The following is a 13,954-nucleotide window of genomic DNA, read 5'->3' on the forward strand; positions in this document are numbered from 1 at the left end:
GCGCCTCCCTTCACACCAGGTACAAGAGGGGCCAGAGGAACAGCCAGACGAGGTCCACCAGGTGCCAGTACATGCCCCCCAGCTCCAGGGGCGTGTGGTAGGCCGCGCTGAAGCGGCCCTCCAGCGTGCGGAAGGCGAGCACCGACAGCGCGCCCACGCCCACCGTCACGTGCACCGCGTGGACGCCCGTCATCACCCAGTAGAGCGTGAAGTAGAGGCTGGCCCCGGGGATGGCGAACTTCGCGTAGGCATAGTGCGCGCCGGGCAGCGCCCCGTCCCGCGCGTGGTGCGCGTACTCCAGGCCCTTGAGGGAGAGGAAGGCCACGCCCAGCACCGCCGCGCCCGCGAGCAGCCCACCCGCGGCCAGCTCCCGTCCGGCGCGGATGGAGGCGATCGCCAGCGCCACCAGGACGCTGCTGGTCACCAGGACATAGGTGTTGAGCGTGCCCAGGGTGACATCCATGTGATGGGGGCCCTGGTGGAACACCTGCGGGTAGGCCAGCCGGTAGAGCGCGTAGCTGGTGAACAGCGCGGTGAAGAGCATCACCTCCGACGCGAGGAAGACCCACATGCCCATGTGGGCCGCGCCCTGGCGCGCCGCCTCGTCCCCGAAGTGGCGGGCCTGCGCCACCACCGGCCGCGCGGCGCCGTCAGAGGGCATGGCCCACCTCCGGCTCGATGCCGGGCCGCGCGTAGTCGTGCGGCCCATGGGGGAAGGCGGGCGGCTCGTGGAAGTTGGACTCCGGTGGGGGCGAGGCGCTGTACCACTCGAAGCCGCGGCTCTCCCACGGGTTCCTCCCCGCCGCGGCGCCATGGAGAAGCGCCCAGCCCAGGTAGATGGCGACGATGAGGAAGCCGAACCCCAGCAGCGACGCGCCCGCGGTGGACGCCACGTGCAGCGGCTGGAAGTGCTCCGGGTAGTCCGCGTAGCGGCGCGGCATGCCCTGGTTGCCCAGGAGGAACTGCGGCAGGAAGGTGGCGATGAAGCCGAAGATGATGAGCACCGCCGTGCCCACGCCCAGCCCCTCCGGGTAGCGCCGGCCGAACATCTTCGGGAACCAGTAGTGCAGCGCCCCGAGGAAGGCCATCAGCGACGCCCCCACCATGATGAAGTGGAAGTGCGCCACCACGAAGTACGTGTCGTGCCAGTGGAGGTCCGCGGACGTGACGGCCACCGCCACCCCGCTCATGCCGCCGAAGAAGAGCAGGAAGATGAACCCCAGCACGTAGACGAAGGGCGTGCAGACCCAGATGCTCCCCCGGTACATCGTGCTCAGCCAGGTGAAGATCTTCAGCGCCGTGAAGATGGCCACCAGCATGGACAGCACGCTGAAGGCGCCCGCGCCGAAAGTGGACTGGCCGGACACGAACATGTGGTGGCCCCACGTCAGGAAGCCCACGAAGGCGATGCCCACGGTGCTCCACACCAGCACCCGGTAGCTGAACGGGTTCTTCCGGCTGAAGACGGACACCGCCTCGCTGATGACGCCCATGCCGGGGAGGATCATGATGTAGACGGCCGGGTGGCTGTAGAACCAGAACAGGTGCTGATACAGCAGCGGGTCTCCCCCGCGGGCCGGGTCGAACAGCCCCACGCCGGCCACCCGCTCCAGCGCCACCAGCACCAGCACCATGCCCAGCACCGGCGTGGCCAGCACCTGGATGATGGACGTGCCGTAGATGGCCCAGACGAAGAGCGGCAGCCTCATCCACCCGACGCCGGGCGCGCGCATCGTGTGCACGGTGGTGATGAAGTTGAGCCCGGTGATGATGGTGGAGAAGCCCACCACGAACACGCCCAGCAGCACCGGCATCACGTCGGTGCCGGTGGCGGTGCTGTAGGGCGTGTAGAAGGTCCAGCCCGTGTCCACGCCCCCCTGGAGCATCGCCCAGAGCGTCAGCGCCGCGCCCAGCACGTAGAGGTAGAAGCTGGCCAGGTTGAGCCGGGGGAAGGCCACGTCCCGGGCGCCAATCATCAGCGGTAGCAGGAAGTTGCCGAACGCGGTGGGGATGGAGGGGATGAGGAAGAGCCACACCATGACGACGCCGTGCACGGTGAAGGCGCGGTTGTAGGCCAGCCGCCCCATCACCGTCTCCTCCGGCGTGAGCAGCTCCAGCCGCAGGGCCAGCGCGTAGCAGCCCCCCAGCAGGAACATGAGGAGGACGGCCACCAGGAACATGACGCCAACGCGCTTGTGGTCCTGCGTGGTGAGCCAGGACCACAGGCCCCGCTCCGAGTTGAGGTAGTGCTCCTCCGGCATCGTCGGCTCAGCGCGCGCGAGGCTCATACCTGGGCTCCTGCGCGGCGGGAGGCACGGGGCGCTCCGGCCGCAGCGACTGGATGTATTCGACGAGCGCGGCCACGTCCGCCGCGCTCAACCTCCCCTGGAAGGACGGCATCACCGGCTCGAAGCCCGCGACGAGCTTCGCCTGCGGGTCCATCATGGACTCGGTGAGGTAGGCCACGTCGGCGCGGATGTGCCCGCCCGACGCCAGCGGCTCGTCGCGCAGGTACAGCCCCCGCCAGGTGGGGCCGATGTGCGGCGTGCCGTCCACCGTGTGGCACTGGAAGCAGCCCATCCGCGTCGCCACGACGCGCCCCTGCTCGGCCAGCGGCCCGCGCGCGCCCACCCCCATGGCGAGCTCCGGCACCTGACCGGGGCCCGGGGCCGGCTGCGTCTTGTGCCGGGCCCGCCAGGCCTCGAACGCCTCCGGCGCCAGCACCACCACCTCCGCGCGCATGCGCGAGTGGTCCACCCCGCAGTACTCCGCGCACAGCACCGGGTAGCGCCCCGGCCGCACCGCCTCGAACCACGTCTCCGTGTAGCGCCCCGGCAGCGCGTCCATCTTCAGGCGGAACGCCGGCACGTAGAAGGAGTGGATGACGTCGCGCGAGGTGATGAGCACGCGCACCGGGCGGCCGGCCGGGACGTGCAGCACCCCCACCTCTCCGGGGCCGTCCGGGTACGCGAACTTCCACATCCACTGCTTGCCCATGACGTAGACGTCCAGCGCGTCCGCGGGCGGGGTGCGCGCCCAGACATAGTCCCGGTAGCCCAGGGCGCCCCACAACAGGAAGAAGGCCAGCGGGACGCTGATGTAGAGGCCCTCCAGCCACGCCGGGGCCTCGATGTGCGGCGTGAGGGCGTGCGCCTGGCGCCGCCGGTAGCGGAGCAGGAAGACGAACCCGGTGAGGCCAATCCCCGCGCCCACGACGAAGGTGGTGAGGATGATGAAGAAGTGGATGTCATCCACGCGGGACGCCAGCGTGGACGCCTGCCTCGGCAGGAAGAGGAGGCGCCGCAGCAGCTCGCTCATGGCCCCCGCCCCTCCTCCGCCAGCACCCGCTCCACGGCGCGCTCCAGGGGCAGGTGGATGACGCCCCCATCCCGGTCCACCCACCCATAGCCTTCCAGCCGGGCCTGCTGTGCCTCCCGCAGGCGCCGCGCCCGGTCGTCCAGGGCGAAGGGGCGCTGGTTGACGTCCGCCAGCTCCGCGCGGCCCATGACGGGGGACGGCCCCGCGGGCGCCCAGGGGCGGCTGTGGTCCTCCAGCCACCGGTTGGCCAGCAGGGAGACGACGACGAGCGCCATCCAGGCGCCCGCCACCAGCGCGATGCGCCCGCCGGGGAGCTGCCCGGGGTCCGGCGGCGTCGGCGTGTAGTCCGCGCTCATGACTCGGGCACCTCCAGCGAATGGAGGAGGAACGGGTCCCTCACGGGCACCGTGTAGCTGCCGCGCGCGAGCGCCAGGCACGCCGCCACCGCGAGCCCCCCCACCCCCACCCAGGCCGTGAGCGCCGTCCAGTGGACGTCGAGCGCCCGCGGGTGGAGCGCGGGCACCACCAGCCAGTACAGGTCCACCGCGCGCATGAGCAGCAGCCACGCCGCCACCAGGCCCAGCGCGCGCGGGCGCTGCTTGACGCGCCGGACGAGCAGCAGGAAGAAGGGCACGGCGAAGTGCCCCACCGCGAGCAGCACCGCCACCTGGCGCCAGCCGCCGTCCAGCCGGGCGCGGTACCACGGCACCTCCTCCGGCAGCGAGGCCACCCACATGAGCATGAACTGCGAGTAGCCGCAGTAGGCCCACAGGCACACGAAGGCCAGGAGCAGCGTGCCCAGCCGCTGGAAGTGGCGCGGCCCCATGAGCGCGCCGAACTGCCCCGGCCCCCGCCACGCGGCCGCCAGCACCGCCACGGCGGACAGCGCGGCCACCACCGCGCCGCAGCCCACGTAGAGCCCGTACACCGTGGACTTCCACAGGGGCTCCAGCGACATCAGCCAGTCCAGGCTGGCGAAGGACACGCACAGCACCACCACCGGCAGCGCGCCCGCGGACAGCCTGCGCTGCCACTGCGTGAGCCGCACGCTCCGGGCGCCGAGGTCCGCCTCCGTGTCCTGGCGCACCGACCAGCGGTACAGCAGCCCCCCGACGGCGCCCCACACCGCGAAGTAGAAGCACGCGCGGACCAGGAAGAAGGGGACGTTGAGGTACGGGCGCTTGTGCGCCAGCAGCTCCAGCCCGTGCGAGCCCAGGTCCGGCGGCGGGCGCACCCAGGGGAACAGGAGCGGCAGCGACAGCGCCACGGGGATGAAGAAGGCGGCGAAGAGCGGGCAGCACGTGGCCATCAGCTCCAGCGGCCGGCGCAGCACCGTGGGCCAGCGCGCCCTGGCGGCATGGAAGGCCGCGAGGATGAGCAGCGCCCCCAGGCCCAGCGAGAGCCAGTAGGCGAAGGCGAACAGGTACCCGTAGGCCGCCTCCCGGGGCGCCGCCAGGCCCCCCGCGCCCGTGGCCACCAGCCCCAGCACCCCCGCGGCCAGCGCGCCCAGCCGCACCCGCGGGCTCCCCTCCCACCGCGTGAGCACCTCCAGCCTCATGGCGCACCTCCCGGCCCGGCCTGCCGCTGGAGCGACGACTGGACCTCCGTGGGCGCGGCGGACAGCGGCGCTCGCTGGCTGTAGGCCAGCACCCGCAGCCACGCCACCACCGCCCAGCGCTGCTCGGGCGGCAGCTCCGCCGCGTACGACGGCATCAGCCCGTACCCCTCGGTGATGACCTGGTAGTAGAAGCCCGGCGGGTGCGGCAGCGCGTCCCAGCCGGGCGCCAGCGGCCCGCCGCCCTCCCTGCCCGCGTCGGCGCGCGGGCCGTCCAGCGTCACCATCCCGGACGGCGGATGCGGCGCATGGAGCGACCCGTACAGCGCGGGCGGCGGGCGCAGTTGCATGTTCTCCGCCACGACGCTGTGCCCGTCCCCCAGGAGCCCGTGGCAGGGCGCGCACCAGGTCTCGAAGTGGCCCCGGCCGCGCGCGAGCAGCTCGCGCGTGAGCGGCACGGGGAAGCGCGCGGGGTCCGCCAGCCCCCCGTCCGGGGCGCGCTGGGGGATTGCGGGCGCCTGGCGGCGGTACCACTCCCGCGGCACGGTGCCCCGCACGGGCGTCCGCATGGCGCGCCCGTCCGCGAAGTTCGGGTCCGCGGTGTACGCGTTGTCGCGCGCCTGGACCTGCAGGGGGTCCCTGTCCTCGCAGGCGGCCAGGGTGAGCGCGGCCACGGCGCGCGGCAGGAGGCGCGCGCTCATCCGCCCTCCTCCACCCGCGACACCTTCACCGCCCCCAGCTCGCGCAGGGCCGCGTCCGCCGCGGCGCCGCCGGCGTCATCGTCCACGGCCACCGACACCCAGAAGCCGTCGATGCTGGCGCTGCGGAAGGGCTCGAGCCCCAGGAAGGGGTGCGTCACCCGCGGCAGCCCGCAGCCGATGAGCACCCCCAGGAAGATGGCGCTCGCGGCGGACAGCACCGCGGTCTCGAAGGCGATGGGGATGAAGACGGGGCCCGCGTGCAGCGGCCGGCCCCCCACGTCCAGCGGCCAGTCCACCGCCTGGGTGAACCACTGCACCAGGTAGGCCCCCGCCGCTCCGCCCACGCCCGCGACGAGCGCCAGCCGCGGCAGCCGCGAGGGCGGCAGCGCCAGCGCCTCGTCCATGCCCTCCACCGGGAAGGGCGTGAAGGCGTCCAGCCGCGTGAAGCCCCGCGCGCGCAGGCCCCGCGCCGCCTCCAGCAGCCGCTCCGGGGAGCGGAACTCACCCAGCAGCCAGCCCCTCACCGCCCACCTCCCGGCGCGCCGGCCCGCGCCGCGACCTCGCGCGCGAACGCCTCGGACGCGTCCAGCTCGTGCTGGAGCTGCTTCACCTCGCTGACCGGCACCGGCGGCAGCAGCTTGAGGAACAGGAGGAAGCCCAGGCCGAAGAAGCCCAGCGTCCCGGCCAGCAGGGACAGGTCCACCCAGGTGGGCGCGTAGTGCCGCCAGCTGCTCGGCAGGAAGTCCTCGCTGAGGGGCGCCACGACAATCATGTAGCGCTCCAGCCACATGCCCAGGTTGACCAGCAACGCGGCCCCCCACAGCACCACCGGCGAGGTGCGCGGCCGGCCCCACCAGAACACCTGCGGCACCAGCACGTTGCAGGTGACGACGGTCCAGAACAGCGGCGCGTAGGGGCCGGTGCGCAGGATGCCCATCACGTGCATCTCGTAGGGGTTGCCGCTGTACCAGCCGAAGAAGTGCTCCTGCACATAGCCGTAGGCCACGAACAGCCCGGCCACGAGCATCAGCCGCGCCAGCACGTCCAGGTGCGCCTGCGTCACCACGTGGTGCAGCCGCAGCACCCGGCGGGCGGGGAGCAGCAGGCACAGCACCATGGCCAGGCCGGAGAAGATGGCGCCCGCCACGAAGTACGGCGGGAAGACGGTGGTGTGCCAGCCGGGGAGCTGGGCCACCGCGAAGTCGAAGGAGACGATGGTGTGCACCGAGACCACCAGCGGCGTGGCGAGCCCCGCCAGCAGCAGGTAGCCGGTCCGCCAGCGCAGCCAGTGCCGCGCGCTGCCCCGCCAGCCCAGCGACAGGAGCCCCCACGCCCGGCGCTTCCACGTCTGCCGCGCGGTGTCCCGGGCCGTGGCCAGGTCCGGGAGCAGGCCCATGTACCAGAACAGGACGGAGACGGTGAGGTACGTGAGGATGGCCACGATGTCCCACGTCAGCGGCGAGCGGAACTGCGGCCACATGCGCAGCGCGCTGGGGTACGGCACCAGCCAGTAGAACTTCCACGGCCGGCCCAGGTGCAGCAGGGGGAACAGGCCCGCGCAGGCCACGGCGAACAGCGTCATCGCCTCCGCCATGCGGTTGACCGAGCTGCGCCACTTCTCACCGAAGAGCAGCAGGATGGCGGAGATGAGCGTGCCGGCGTGGCCAATGCCAATCCACCACACGAAGTTGATGATGCCGAAGGCCCAGGCCACCGGGATGTTGTTGCCCCACGTGCCCACGCCCTTCCCCAGCGTCACGCCGATGGCCACCACCAGCAGCGCGGTGAGCGCCGAGCACAGGCCCACCAGCGCCCACCAGCCCGGGCCGGGCGGGCCCAGCACGGGCCGCAGCAGCGACTCGCCCAGCGCCGCGTCGGCGTAGCGGCCCTCCAGGAGGGAGTGCCGCACCAGCGGGTCCGCCGTCACCGGCGCCTTGGGGGCGGGCTCGCTCACGTCAGCGCCTTTGAGGGGTTCTTCAGCCGGATGAGGTGGACGCCGCGCGGGCGCGTGCCCAGCTCGTGCAGCAGCGCGTAGTGGCGCGCGTCCGCGTGCAGGCGGGAGACGGCCGCGTCCGGGTGGTTGAGGTCGCCGAAGACGAGCGCCTGCGTGGGGCACGCCTGCGCGCAGGCGGTGATGACTTCACCCGGCCGGATGGCGCGCCCCTCCACCCGGGCGGTGATGCGCGCCGCCTCGATGCGCTGCACGCAGTACGTGCACTTCTCCATCACCCCGCGCGAGCGCACCGACACGTCCGGGTTCCGGTATGTCCGGGCCAGCGGCTCCCCCCCGGTGTAGCTCAGGTAGTTGAAGCGCCGGACCTTGTAGGGGCAGTTGTTGGAGCAGTACCGCGTGCCGATGCAGCGGTTGTAGACCATCTGGTTCAGCCCCTCGTCCGAGTGGACGGTGGCGGCCACCGGGCACACGTACTCGCAGGGCGCGTACTCGCAGTGCACGCACATCAGCGGCTGGGTGATGACGCCCGGGTCGTCGTCGCTGCCCAGGAAGTACCGGTCGATGCGCAGCCAGTGCATCTCCCGGCCGCGGAGGACCTGCTCCCGGCCCACCGAGGGGATGTTGTTCTCCGCCTGGCAGGCCACCACGCACGCGCTGCAGCCGGTGCACCGGTGCAGGTCGATGGCCATGCCCCAGCGGTGCGGCGGCGCCACGGGCCGGGGCACCGGCGGATACAGGTGCGGCATCGGCTCCTGGAAAGCCTTCAGCATCGCGTCCTCGTGGGCCTCGAAGTTCTCCCGCGTCGTCTGGAGGGCCAGCGGCCGCTCCTCCATGCGCCAGTGCTCCTGGGTGAGGGCGAACGCGTGGTGTCCCTCCAGCCGGGTGAGGCGCGCGCCAGCCACGGCCCAGGGCGCGTCCTGGAGGCGCAGCGCGTAGGCGTTGAAGCCCACGCCGGCGGCCACCGGGCCCCCCCGGGCGCGCCCGTAGCCGAGCGGCAGCGTGACGGTGTCATCCGCCTGCCCGGGCACCACGAGCACTGGGGCCTCCAGCGCCCGGCCGCGCGCCTCCAGCCGCACGCGAGAGCCCCGCTCCAGCCCCAGCCGCGCGGCCGTGGCCGGGCTCACCTGCGCGGCGTTGTCCCAGGTCACCTTCGTGATGGGGTCTGGCAGCTCCTGCAGCCAGGGGTTGGCGCCGAACCGGCCGTCGAACACCTTGGCGTCCGGCACCAGGTGCAGCTCGAGCGGCGCTCCGTCCGGCGGCGGCAGGGCCCGCGCCGCGGCGAGCACCGCGGCGGTGTCCACGCGCGCCTCCAGCGTGGGGAGCCGCGTGTCCGGGATGACGCCGTCGGCGAGCCAGCCCTCCCACACCGCCTCGTGGGTCCCCGTGCGCTCGCGCCACTGGGCCCGCAGCCGCTCATAGGCGGTGGACTCCAGGTCGCCGGTGAAGGCCGCCAGCAGCTCCAGCGGCGCCACCGCGCCCTCCACCAACGGGGCGATGAGCGGCTGGAGGATGGTGACGGTGCCGTCGGGCGCGCGGCCGTCCTCCCAGGCCTCGTAGGGGTGCGTGGACGGGACGCTCCACGCGCAGGCGGCCGCCGTCTCGTCGTCGTGGAGCGCGCAGTACACCGCGTCGCGCACGCGGCCCAGCGCCTCGCCCAGCGGCACGTCCGCGGGGGCGCGGTAGACAGGGTTCCAGGCAGTGATGAGCAGCGTGTCCACCGCCCCCGCGCGCAGCTCCTCCACCAGCGCGGGCAGGGCCGCGAAGTCCGGCGCGGGCAGCAGCGTGTCCTCCACCAGCGCCACGGTGGTGCCCAGCGCGCCCAGGGCCTCGTTGACGCCGTGGGCCAGCGCGTGCACCGCAGCGGGCTGCCGCGCCCCGGCCACCACCAGCGCCCGGCGCCCCTGCCCCGCGAGGTCCCTGGCCGCCGCCGCGAGCCAGCGCCGCTCCACGTCGCTCAGGAGGGGGGCGCCCTCGGACAGCCCCGCCAGCTCCGCGCGGCCCAGCGCCCGCCCCACCTCGGCGGCGAGCGCGCGCGCCAGGTGGGGCACGCGGGACGGCCGGGCCCGGAGCCGCTCATCCGCGAAGGCCCCGGTGACGGAGAGGTGGCTCTCCACCACCCACAGCCGGTTCATGTCGGCGGGCGTGCGGGCGGAGATGAAGTCGCGCGCGGCGCGGGGACTGCCGGGCAGCGTGGCGAGGAAGTCCTCCTCCAGCGACACGACCGCGCGCGCGGCGCCGAAGCGGGGCAGCGCCACCAGCGGGCGACCGAAGGCGAGGCGCGCCCCCTCCCGCGAGGCCCCCGTGTCCGTGGCGCTGAAGGGCACCACGCGGGCCCGCGGGTAGCGCTCCATCAGCCGGGCATGGGCCCGCGCCCACAGCGGCGAGGCGGAGGGCTCCACCAGCAAGCGCAGCCCGGCGCCGCCGTCCGTGCGGGCCGCGCGCTCGCGCAGCCGGGCGAAGACGGCGGCCCGCGTCGTGGGCACGCCCTGGTGGCGGACCACCCGCGCGCGGTGCGGGTCATAGAGCCCCAGCAGCGAGGCCTGCTCGTGCGCGCCAGCCGCCCCCAGGCTCTCCGGCTGCAAGGGGTTGCCCTCCACCTTGGTGGGCCGGCCCTCGTGGCTGCGCACCACCAGCCCCCGCACGTGCCCCTCCAGGGCCAGGCCCGTGGCGTAGTGGAGCGGCACACCCGGCGTCACCTCGGGGGGCTGGCGCGAGTACGGCATCACCTTCTCGGGCGGCGGGCGGAAGCAGCCGGACAGGTGCGCGGCCGCCGCGCCGAACGCGGCCAGCTCCAGCAGCGTCCGCCGGGAGAGCCCCTCGGGCGGGCGGGCGGCGCCGGGCGGGAACTCCCCCTCCGCCGGGGCGGGCGCGGCGGCGCGGCGCTCCTCCAGGCTCCGCCACGCCGGCGGCGCGTCCGCGAGCACCGGCAGCGGGTATCGGTCCTTCACCGGTGGCATGTATTGCACTCGACGCGAGGGTGGACGTTCAGGGCCCGCTGCACCTGGAGCCCCGCCTGGCGGGCATCCCCCGGCGGCCGCCACGTCATGTCGGCGACGTGCGCCACCGGCCGGAGGTGGGGCGCCGGGTCGCGGTGGCACGCCAGGCACCAGCCCATGGTGAGGGGGGCCACCTGCTCCACCAGCGGCATCTGGTCCACGCGGCCATGGCAGCTCACGCACCCCACGCCCTTGTGGACGTGGATGGCGTGGTTGAAGAAGACGAAGTCCGGCAGGCGGTGGACGCGGTTCCAGGGGATGGGCCGGTCCTCGAAGTAGCTCTGACGCACCGGGGCCAGCAGCGCGCTCTCGTTCCAGAGCTGCGCGTGGCAGCCCATGCAGCGGCTGGTGGGCGGCACCCCCGCGTAGGGGCCCTCCCAGGCGCCCTCGTGGCAGTAGCGACAGCCGATGCCGTCATCCCCCACGTGGTGGCGGTGGTCGAACTGCACCGGCTGCGGGACGGGCTCGAAGGCGGCGGTGCCCAGGGGGCTGCGCGCCAGCAGCAGGAGCGCCGCCATCCCCAGGACGGGGAGCGCGGCCGTCAGGCCGAGCACGCCGCGCAGAACGTGATCCGTTCCTGGAGGAAAGAGCCCCATACCCCGCCGGTCCCGAGTCGAACCCCCGGCCTACAGGGGAGCCCGCGGGCGCGCATGGGTGAAGCCCGCGCCGCTGTCGGCCAGCCCACGGCCCCGGGCTGGCATGTACGCCCGCTCACAGGCGCGCCCGCGCCCGTGATGGGGGCTGTACACAGCCATGCGACCAGACGCAGTGCTCGCCTCGCGCCGTCATGAACGCCACGGACGAGGGAGCCGAGGAGCCTCGTCATCACGGCGGGCCCAGATGCCCGGCCCTGGCGGAGGGCGTCGCGCCGGGCCCGCCCCTGCCCGCCTGGCCGCGACCCGCGCCCGCATGCCTTGTAGTGCCCTGGACACCACCCCAGCTTGAGGCCATGGACCTGTTCGGCGTGCGCATCCTCGGCCTCAACGCCGAGACCTTGCACAAGGTGGCGCTGTCGCTCGTCGTGGTCGTGGCGGTGCTGGGCGTGCGCGCGCTGCTGACCGTGGTGGTGGGACTGGGCACGGGCGTGTCCCGCCGCACCATCTGGACGCGCAAGGGCATCCGGCTCGCCTTCGGGGCGGTGGGGACGCTGCTGCTGCTCTCCATCTGGTTCGACAACCCCAACCGCCTGGCCACCTTCCTGGGCCTGCTGGCCGGAGGGCTCGCCTTCGCCTCGCAGAACGCGGTGCTGTCCGTGGCGGGCTACTTCGTCATCGTCTTCGGCAAGACGTTCGACCTGGGCGACCGCATCCAGATTGGAGACGTCCGCGGAGACGTGCTGGACATCGGCCTGCTCAAGACGACGGTGATGGAGATGGGGGTGCCGGCGCTGCTGATGCCCGACCCGCACCACTGGGTGGCCTCGCGCCAGTACACCGGGCGCGTCGTCACCATCACCAACGCGGAGGTCTTCAAGCAGCCAACGTACAACTACACGCGCAGCTTCAACTTCCTCTGGGAGGAGCTGCGGCTGCCCCTGCGGTACCAGGCCGACCTCCCGCGCGCCGAGGCCATCGTCCTGGCGGCCGTGCGCGAGGCCACCGCCGGCATCATCGAGGAGGGCCACCGCGACCTGGCGCAACTGCGCGAGCGCTTCCTCATCCACGCGAGCGAGCTGGAGCCCCGCGTCTACCTGCGCCTCACGGACAACTGGGTGGAGCTGAGCGCGCGGTTCCTCGTGAAGACCTATGGCGTGCGCGAGGTGAAGGACGCCATCTCCCGGCGCGTGCTCGCGCGCTTCCGCGAGGAGGGCATCGACCTGGCGTCCTCCACCCTGGAGGTGGTGCGGTTGCCTCGCGTCGAGCTGCGCGCCGCGGAGGACGCCGGTCCCGCCGACGCCTCCCTGCCCGCGGACTCCTGACGCGCCCCTACGCCTTGTGCGGCAGGAGCTTGTCCACCATGCCGCGGATGGACTGCCTGACGATGCCCGCCGTGTCCTCGTCCCCGGACAGGAGGGCCGAGGCGAAGTGACGGGCCTGCTCGAAGGTGATGTGCGGCGACAGCGGCGGCACGTTCGGGTCCGTGTAGGCCTCCAGCACCACGGGCCGGTTCGCGGAGAGCGCCTCGTCCCAGGCGCGGGCCAGTTGCTCCGGGCGGTCCACGCGCACGCCGCGCAGCCCCAGCGACTCCGCGTAGCGCGCATAGGGGAAGTCCGGCAGCGTCTGTGTGGCGGGCGTCTTCGGGTCTCCGGCCATGACCCGCTGCTCCCACGTCACCTGGTTGAGGTCGCGGTTGTTGAGCACCAGCACGACGAAGCGTGGGTCCTTCCACTCCTTCCAGTACTTCGCCACCGTGATGAGCTCCGCGTTACCGTTCATCTGCATCGCGCCGTCCCCCACCATGGCCAGCACCGGCCTGTGTGGGAACGCGAACTTCGCCCCGATGGCGTACGGCATCCCGCAGCCCATGGTGGCGAGGTTGCCGGACAGAGACGCCATCATCCCCTTGCGAATCTTCACGTCCCGGGCGAACCAGTTCGTCCCCGAGCCCGAGTCCGCCGTCAGGATGACGCCGTCGGGCAGCCTGGGGCTCAGCTCCCAGAAGACGCGCTGGGGGTTGATGGGGTCGGCCGGGTTCATCGCCTGCGCCTCCAGCAGCTTCCACCACTGGCGGATGCCCTTCTCCAACTGCTCGCGCCAGCTCCGGTCCTGCTTGCGCTGGAGCAGGGGCAGCAGCGCGCGCAGCGTCTCCTTGCTGTCACCCGAGAGCGCCACCTCCATGGGGTAGCGGATGGCGAGCATGCGCCCGTCGAGGTCAATCTGCACGCCGCGCGCCTGGCCCTCGGGGGGGAGGAACTCCGCGTAGGGGAAGCTGGTGCCCACCATCAACAAGGTGTCGCAGCCCATCATCATGTCCCAGGAGGGCCGGGTCCCCAGCAAGCCGATGGCGCCCGTCACGAAGGGCAGCGCGTCCGGCAGCGCCGCCTTGCCCAGCAGCGCCTTGGCCACGCCAGCGCCCAGCAGGTCCGCCACCTCCACCACCTCGTCGGCGGCGTTCATCGCGCCCGCGCCGATGAGGATGGACACCTTCTTGCCCGCGTTGAGCACGTCCGCGGCGCGGCGCAGGTCCTTCTCCTGGGGGATGACGTGCGGCGGGCTGAAGTCCACGCTGGAGTGGACGGTGCCGTGCTTCCGCGGCGGCGGCTGGTACGCCAGCTCCTGCACATCATTGGGGATGATGACGCACGTCACCGAGCGCTGGTGCAGGGCGATGCGCACCGCCCGGTCAATGGCGTGACGGACGGCGGAGGGCTTCGTCACCATGGTGACGTACTCGCTGGCCACGGCCTTGAAGAGCGTGGTGAGGTCCACCTCCTGCTGGTAGTGGCCGCCCAGGGCCGAGCGCGCCTGCTGGCCGACGATGGCCACCACGG

General features: G+C 73.1%; 12 protein-coding genes. 1 reads left to right on the top strand and 11 read right to left on the bottom strand.

Annotation, left to right across the window (positions count from 1 at the left end; all coding sequences use genetic code 11):
• Positions 1-10: 10 nt before the first annotated feature.
• The 10 genes from MYMAC_RS21360 to MYMAC_RS21405 are packed head-to-tail and all read right to left on the bottom strand — an operon-like array spanning position 11 to position 11,120.
• Positions 11-661, bottom strand: coding sequence for a cytochrome c oxidase subunit 3 (locus MYMAC_RS21360; protein WP_095959427.1), 651 nt, complete (start codon positions 659-661; stop codon positions 11-13).
• Positions 651-2,288: a cbb3-type cytochrome c oxidase subunit I gene (locus MYMAC_RS21365; protein WP_095959428.1), complete on the bottom strand. Its 1,638-nt coding sequence runs from the start codon at positions 2,286-2,288 to the stop codon at positions 651-653. The genes MYMAC_RS21360 and MYMAC_RS21365 overlap by 11 nt, the downstream gene beginning before the upstream one ends.
• Positions 2,269-3,318 carry a cytochrome c oxidase subunit II gene (coxB, locus tag MYMAC_RS21370; protein ID WP_095959429.1) on the bottom strand — a complete coding sequence of 350 codons (1,050 nt, stop codon included), beginning with the start codon at positions 3,316-3,318 and terminating at the stop codon, positions 2,269-2,271. Before coxB ends, MYMAC_RS21365 begins: the two co-directional genes overlap by 20 nt.
• Positions 3,315-3,674, bottom strand: a complete 360-nt coding sequence (locus MYMAC_RS21375; protein WP_095959430.1) for a hypothetical protein — start codon at positions 3,672-3,674, stop codon at positions 3,315-3,317. Before MYMAC_RS21375 ends, coxB begins: the two co-directional genes overlap by 4 nt.
• Positions 3,671-4,876 carry a hypothetical protein gene (locus tag MYMAC_RS21380; protein ID WP_095959431.1) on the bottom strand — a complete coding sequence of 402 codons (1,206 nt, stop codon included), beginning with the start codon at positions 4,874-4,876 and terminating at the stop codon, positions 3,671-3,673. The genes MYMAC_RS21375 and MYMAC_RS21380 overlap by 4 nt, the downstream gene beginning before the upstream one ends.
• Positions 4,873-5,574 (bottom strand): c-type cytochrome, encoded by a 702-nt coding sequence (locus MYMAC_RS21385; protein WP_095959432.1) that lies wholly within the window; start codon positions 5,572-5,574, stop codon positions 4,873-4,875. Before MYMAC_RS21385 ends, MYMAC_RS21380 begins: the two co-directional genes overlap by 4 nt.
• Positions 5,571-6,098 carry a DUF3341 domain-containing protein gene (locus MYMAC_RS21390; protein WP_095959433.1) on the bottom strand — a complete coding sequence of 176 codons (528 nt, stop codon included), beginning with the start codon at positions 6,096-6,098 and terminating at the stop codon, positions 5,571-5,573. The genes MYMAC_RS21385 and MYMAC_RS21390 overlap by 4 nt, the downstream gene beginning before the upstream one ends.
• Positions 6,095-7,528, bottom strand: coding sequence for an NrfD/PsrC family molybdoenzyme membrane anchor subunit (gene nrfD / locus MYMAC_RS21395; protein ID WP_095959434.1), 1,434 nt, complete (start codon positions 7,526-7,528; stop codon positions 6,095-6,097). Before nrfD ends, MYMAC_RS21390 begins: the two co-directional genes overlap by 4 nt.
• Complete coding sequence (locus tag MYMAC_RS21400; RefSeq protein ID WP_239988933.1) at positions 7,525-10,485, bottom strand: TAT-variant-translocated molybdopterin oxidoreductase; 2,961 nt, start codon at positions 10,483-10,485, stop codon at positions 7,525-7,527. The genes nrfD and MYMAC_RS21400 overlap by 4 nt, the downstream gene beginning before the upstream one ends.
• A complete protein-coding gene (locus MYMAC_RS21405) occupies positions 10,473-11,120 on the bottom strand; it encodes a cytochrome c3 family protein (protein WP_095959436.1) in 648 nt (215 codons plus the stop codon). Before MYMAC_RS21405 ends, MYMAC_RS21400 begins: the two co-directional genes overlap by 13 nt.
• A 353-nt stretch (positions 11,121-11,473) precedes the next feature.
• Here MYMAC_RS21405 and MYMAC_RS21410 point away from each other — a divergent pair, with 353 nt between their 5' ends.
• Positions 11,474-12,442, top strand: a complete 969-nt coding sequence (locus tag MYMAC_RS21410; RefSeq protein ID WP_095959437.1) for a mechanosensitive ion channel family protein — start codon at positions 11,474-11,476, stop codon at positions 12,440-12,442.
• A 7-nt stretch (positions 12,443-12,449) separates the two neighbouring features.
• On the opposite strand, the gene MYMAC_RS21415 is transcribed toward MYMAC_RS21410, so the two are convergent.
• Positions 12,450-13,952, bottom strand: coding sequence for a thiamine pyrophosphate-requiring protein (locus tag MYMAC_RS21415; protein WP_420810011.1), 1,503 nt, complete (start codon positions 13,950-13,952; stop codon positions 12,450-12,452).
• Between the last annotated feature and the right edge of the window lie 2 nt (positions 13,953-13,954).

It is taken from the genome of Corallococcus macrosporus DSM 14697, from assembly GCF_002305895.1.
GTDB classification, from domain to species: domain Bacteria; phylum Myxococcota; class Myxococcia; order Myxococcales; family Myxococcaceae; genus Myxococcus; species Myxococcus macrosporus.

What these genes read in the sequence shown, in the direction of transcription:
- MYMAC_RS21360 (WP_095959427.1), bottom strand. Translation starts at nt 661, where the DNA reads ATGCCCTCTGACGGCGCCGCGCGGCCGGTGGTGGCGCAGGCCCGCCAC.
- MYMAC_RS21365 (WP_095959428.1), bottom strand. Translation starts at nt 2,288, where the DNA reads ATGAGCCTCGCGCGCGCTGAGCCGACGATGCCGGAGGAGCACTACCTC.
- coxB (WP_095959429.1), bottom strand. Translation starts at nt 3,318, where the DNA reads ATGAGCGAGCTGCTGCGGCGCCTCCTCTTCCTGCCGAGGCAGGCGTCC.
- MYMAC_RS21375 (WP_095959430.1), bottom strand. Translation starts at nt 3,674, where the DNA reads ATGAGCGCGGACTACACGCCGACGCCGCCGGACCCCGGGCAGCTCCCC.
- MYMAC_RS21380 (WP_095959431.1), bottom strand. Translation starts at nt 4,876, where the DNA reads ATGAGGCTGGAGGTGCTCACGCGGTGGGAGGGGAGCCCGCGGGTGCGG.
- MYMAC_RS21385 (WP_095959432.1), bottom strand. Translation starts at nt 5,574, where the DNA reads ATGAGCGCGCGCCTCCTGCCGCGCGCCGTGGCCGCGCTCACCCTGGCC.
- MYMAC_RS21400 (WP_239988933.1), bottom strand. Translation starts at nt 10,485, where the DNA reads ATGCCACCGGTGAAGGACCGATACCCGCTGCCGGTGCTCGCGGACGCG.
- MYMAC_RS21405 (WP_095959436.1), bottom strand. Translation starts at nt 11,120, where the DNA reads ATGGGGCTCTTTCCTCCAGGAACGGATCACGTTCTGCGCGGCGTGCTC.
- MYMAC_RS21410 (WP_095959437.1), top strand. Translation starts at nt 11,474, where the DNA reads ATGGACCTGTTCGGCGTGCGCATCCTCGGCCTCAACGCCGAGACCTTG.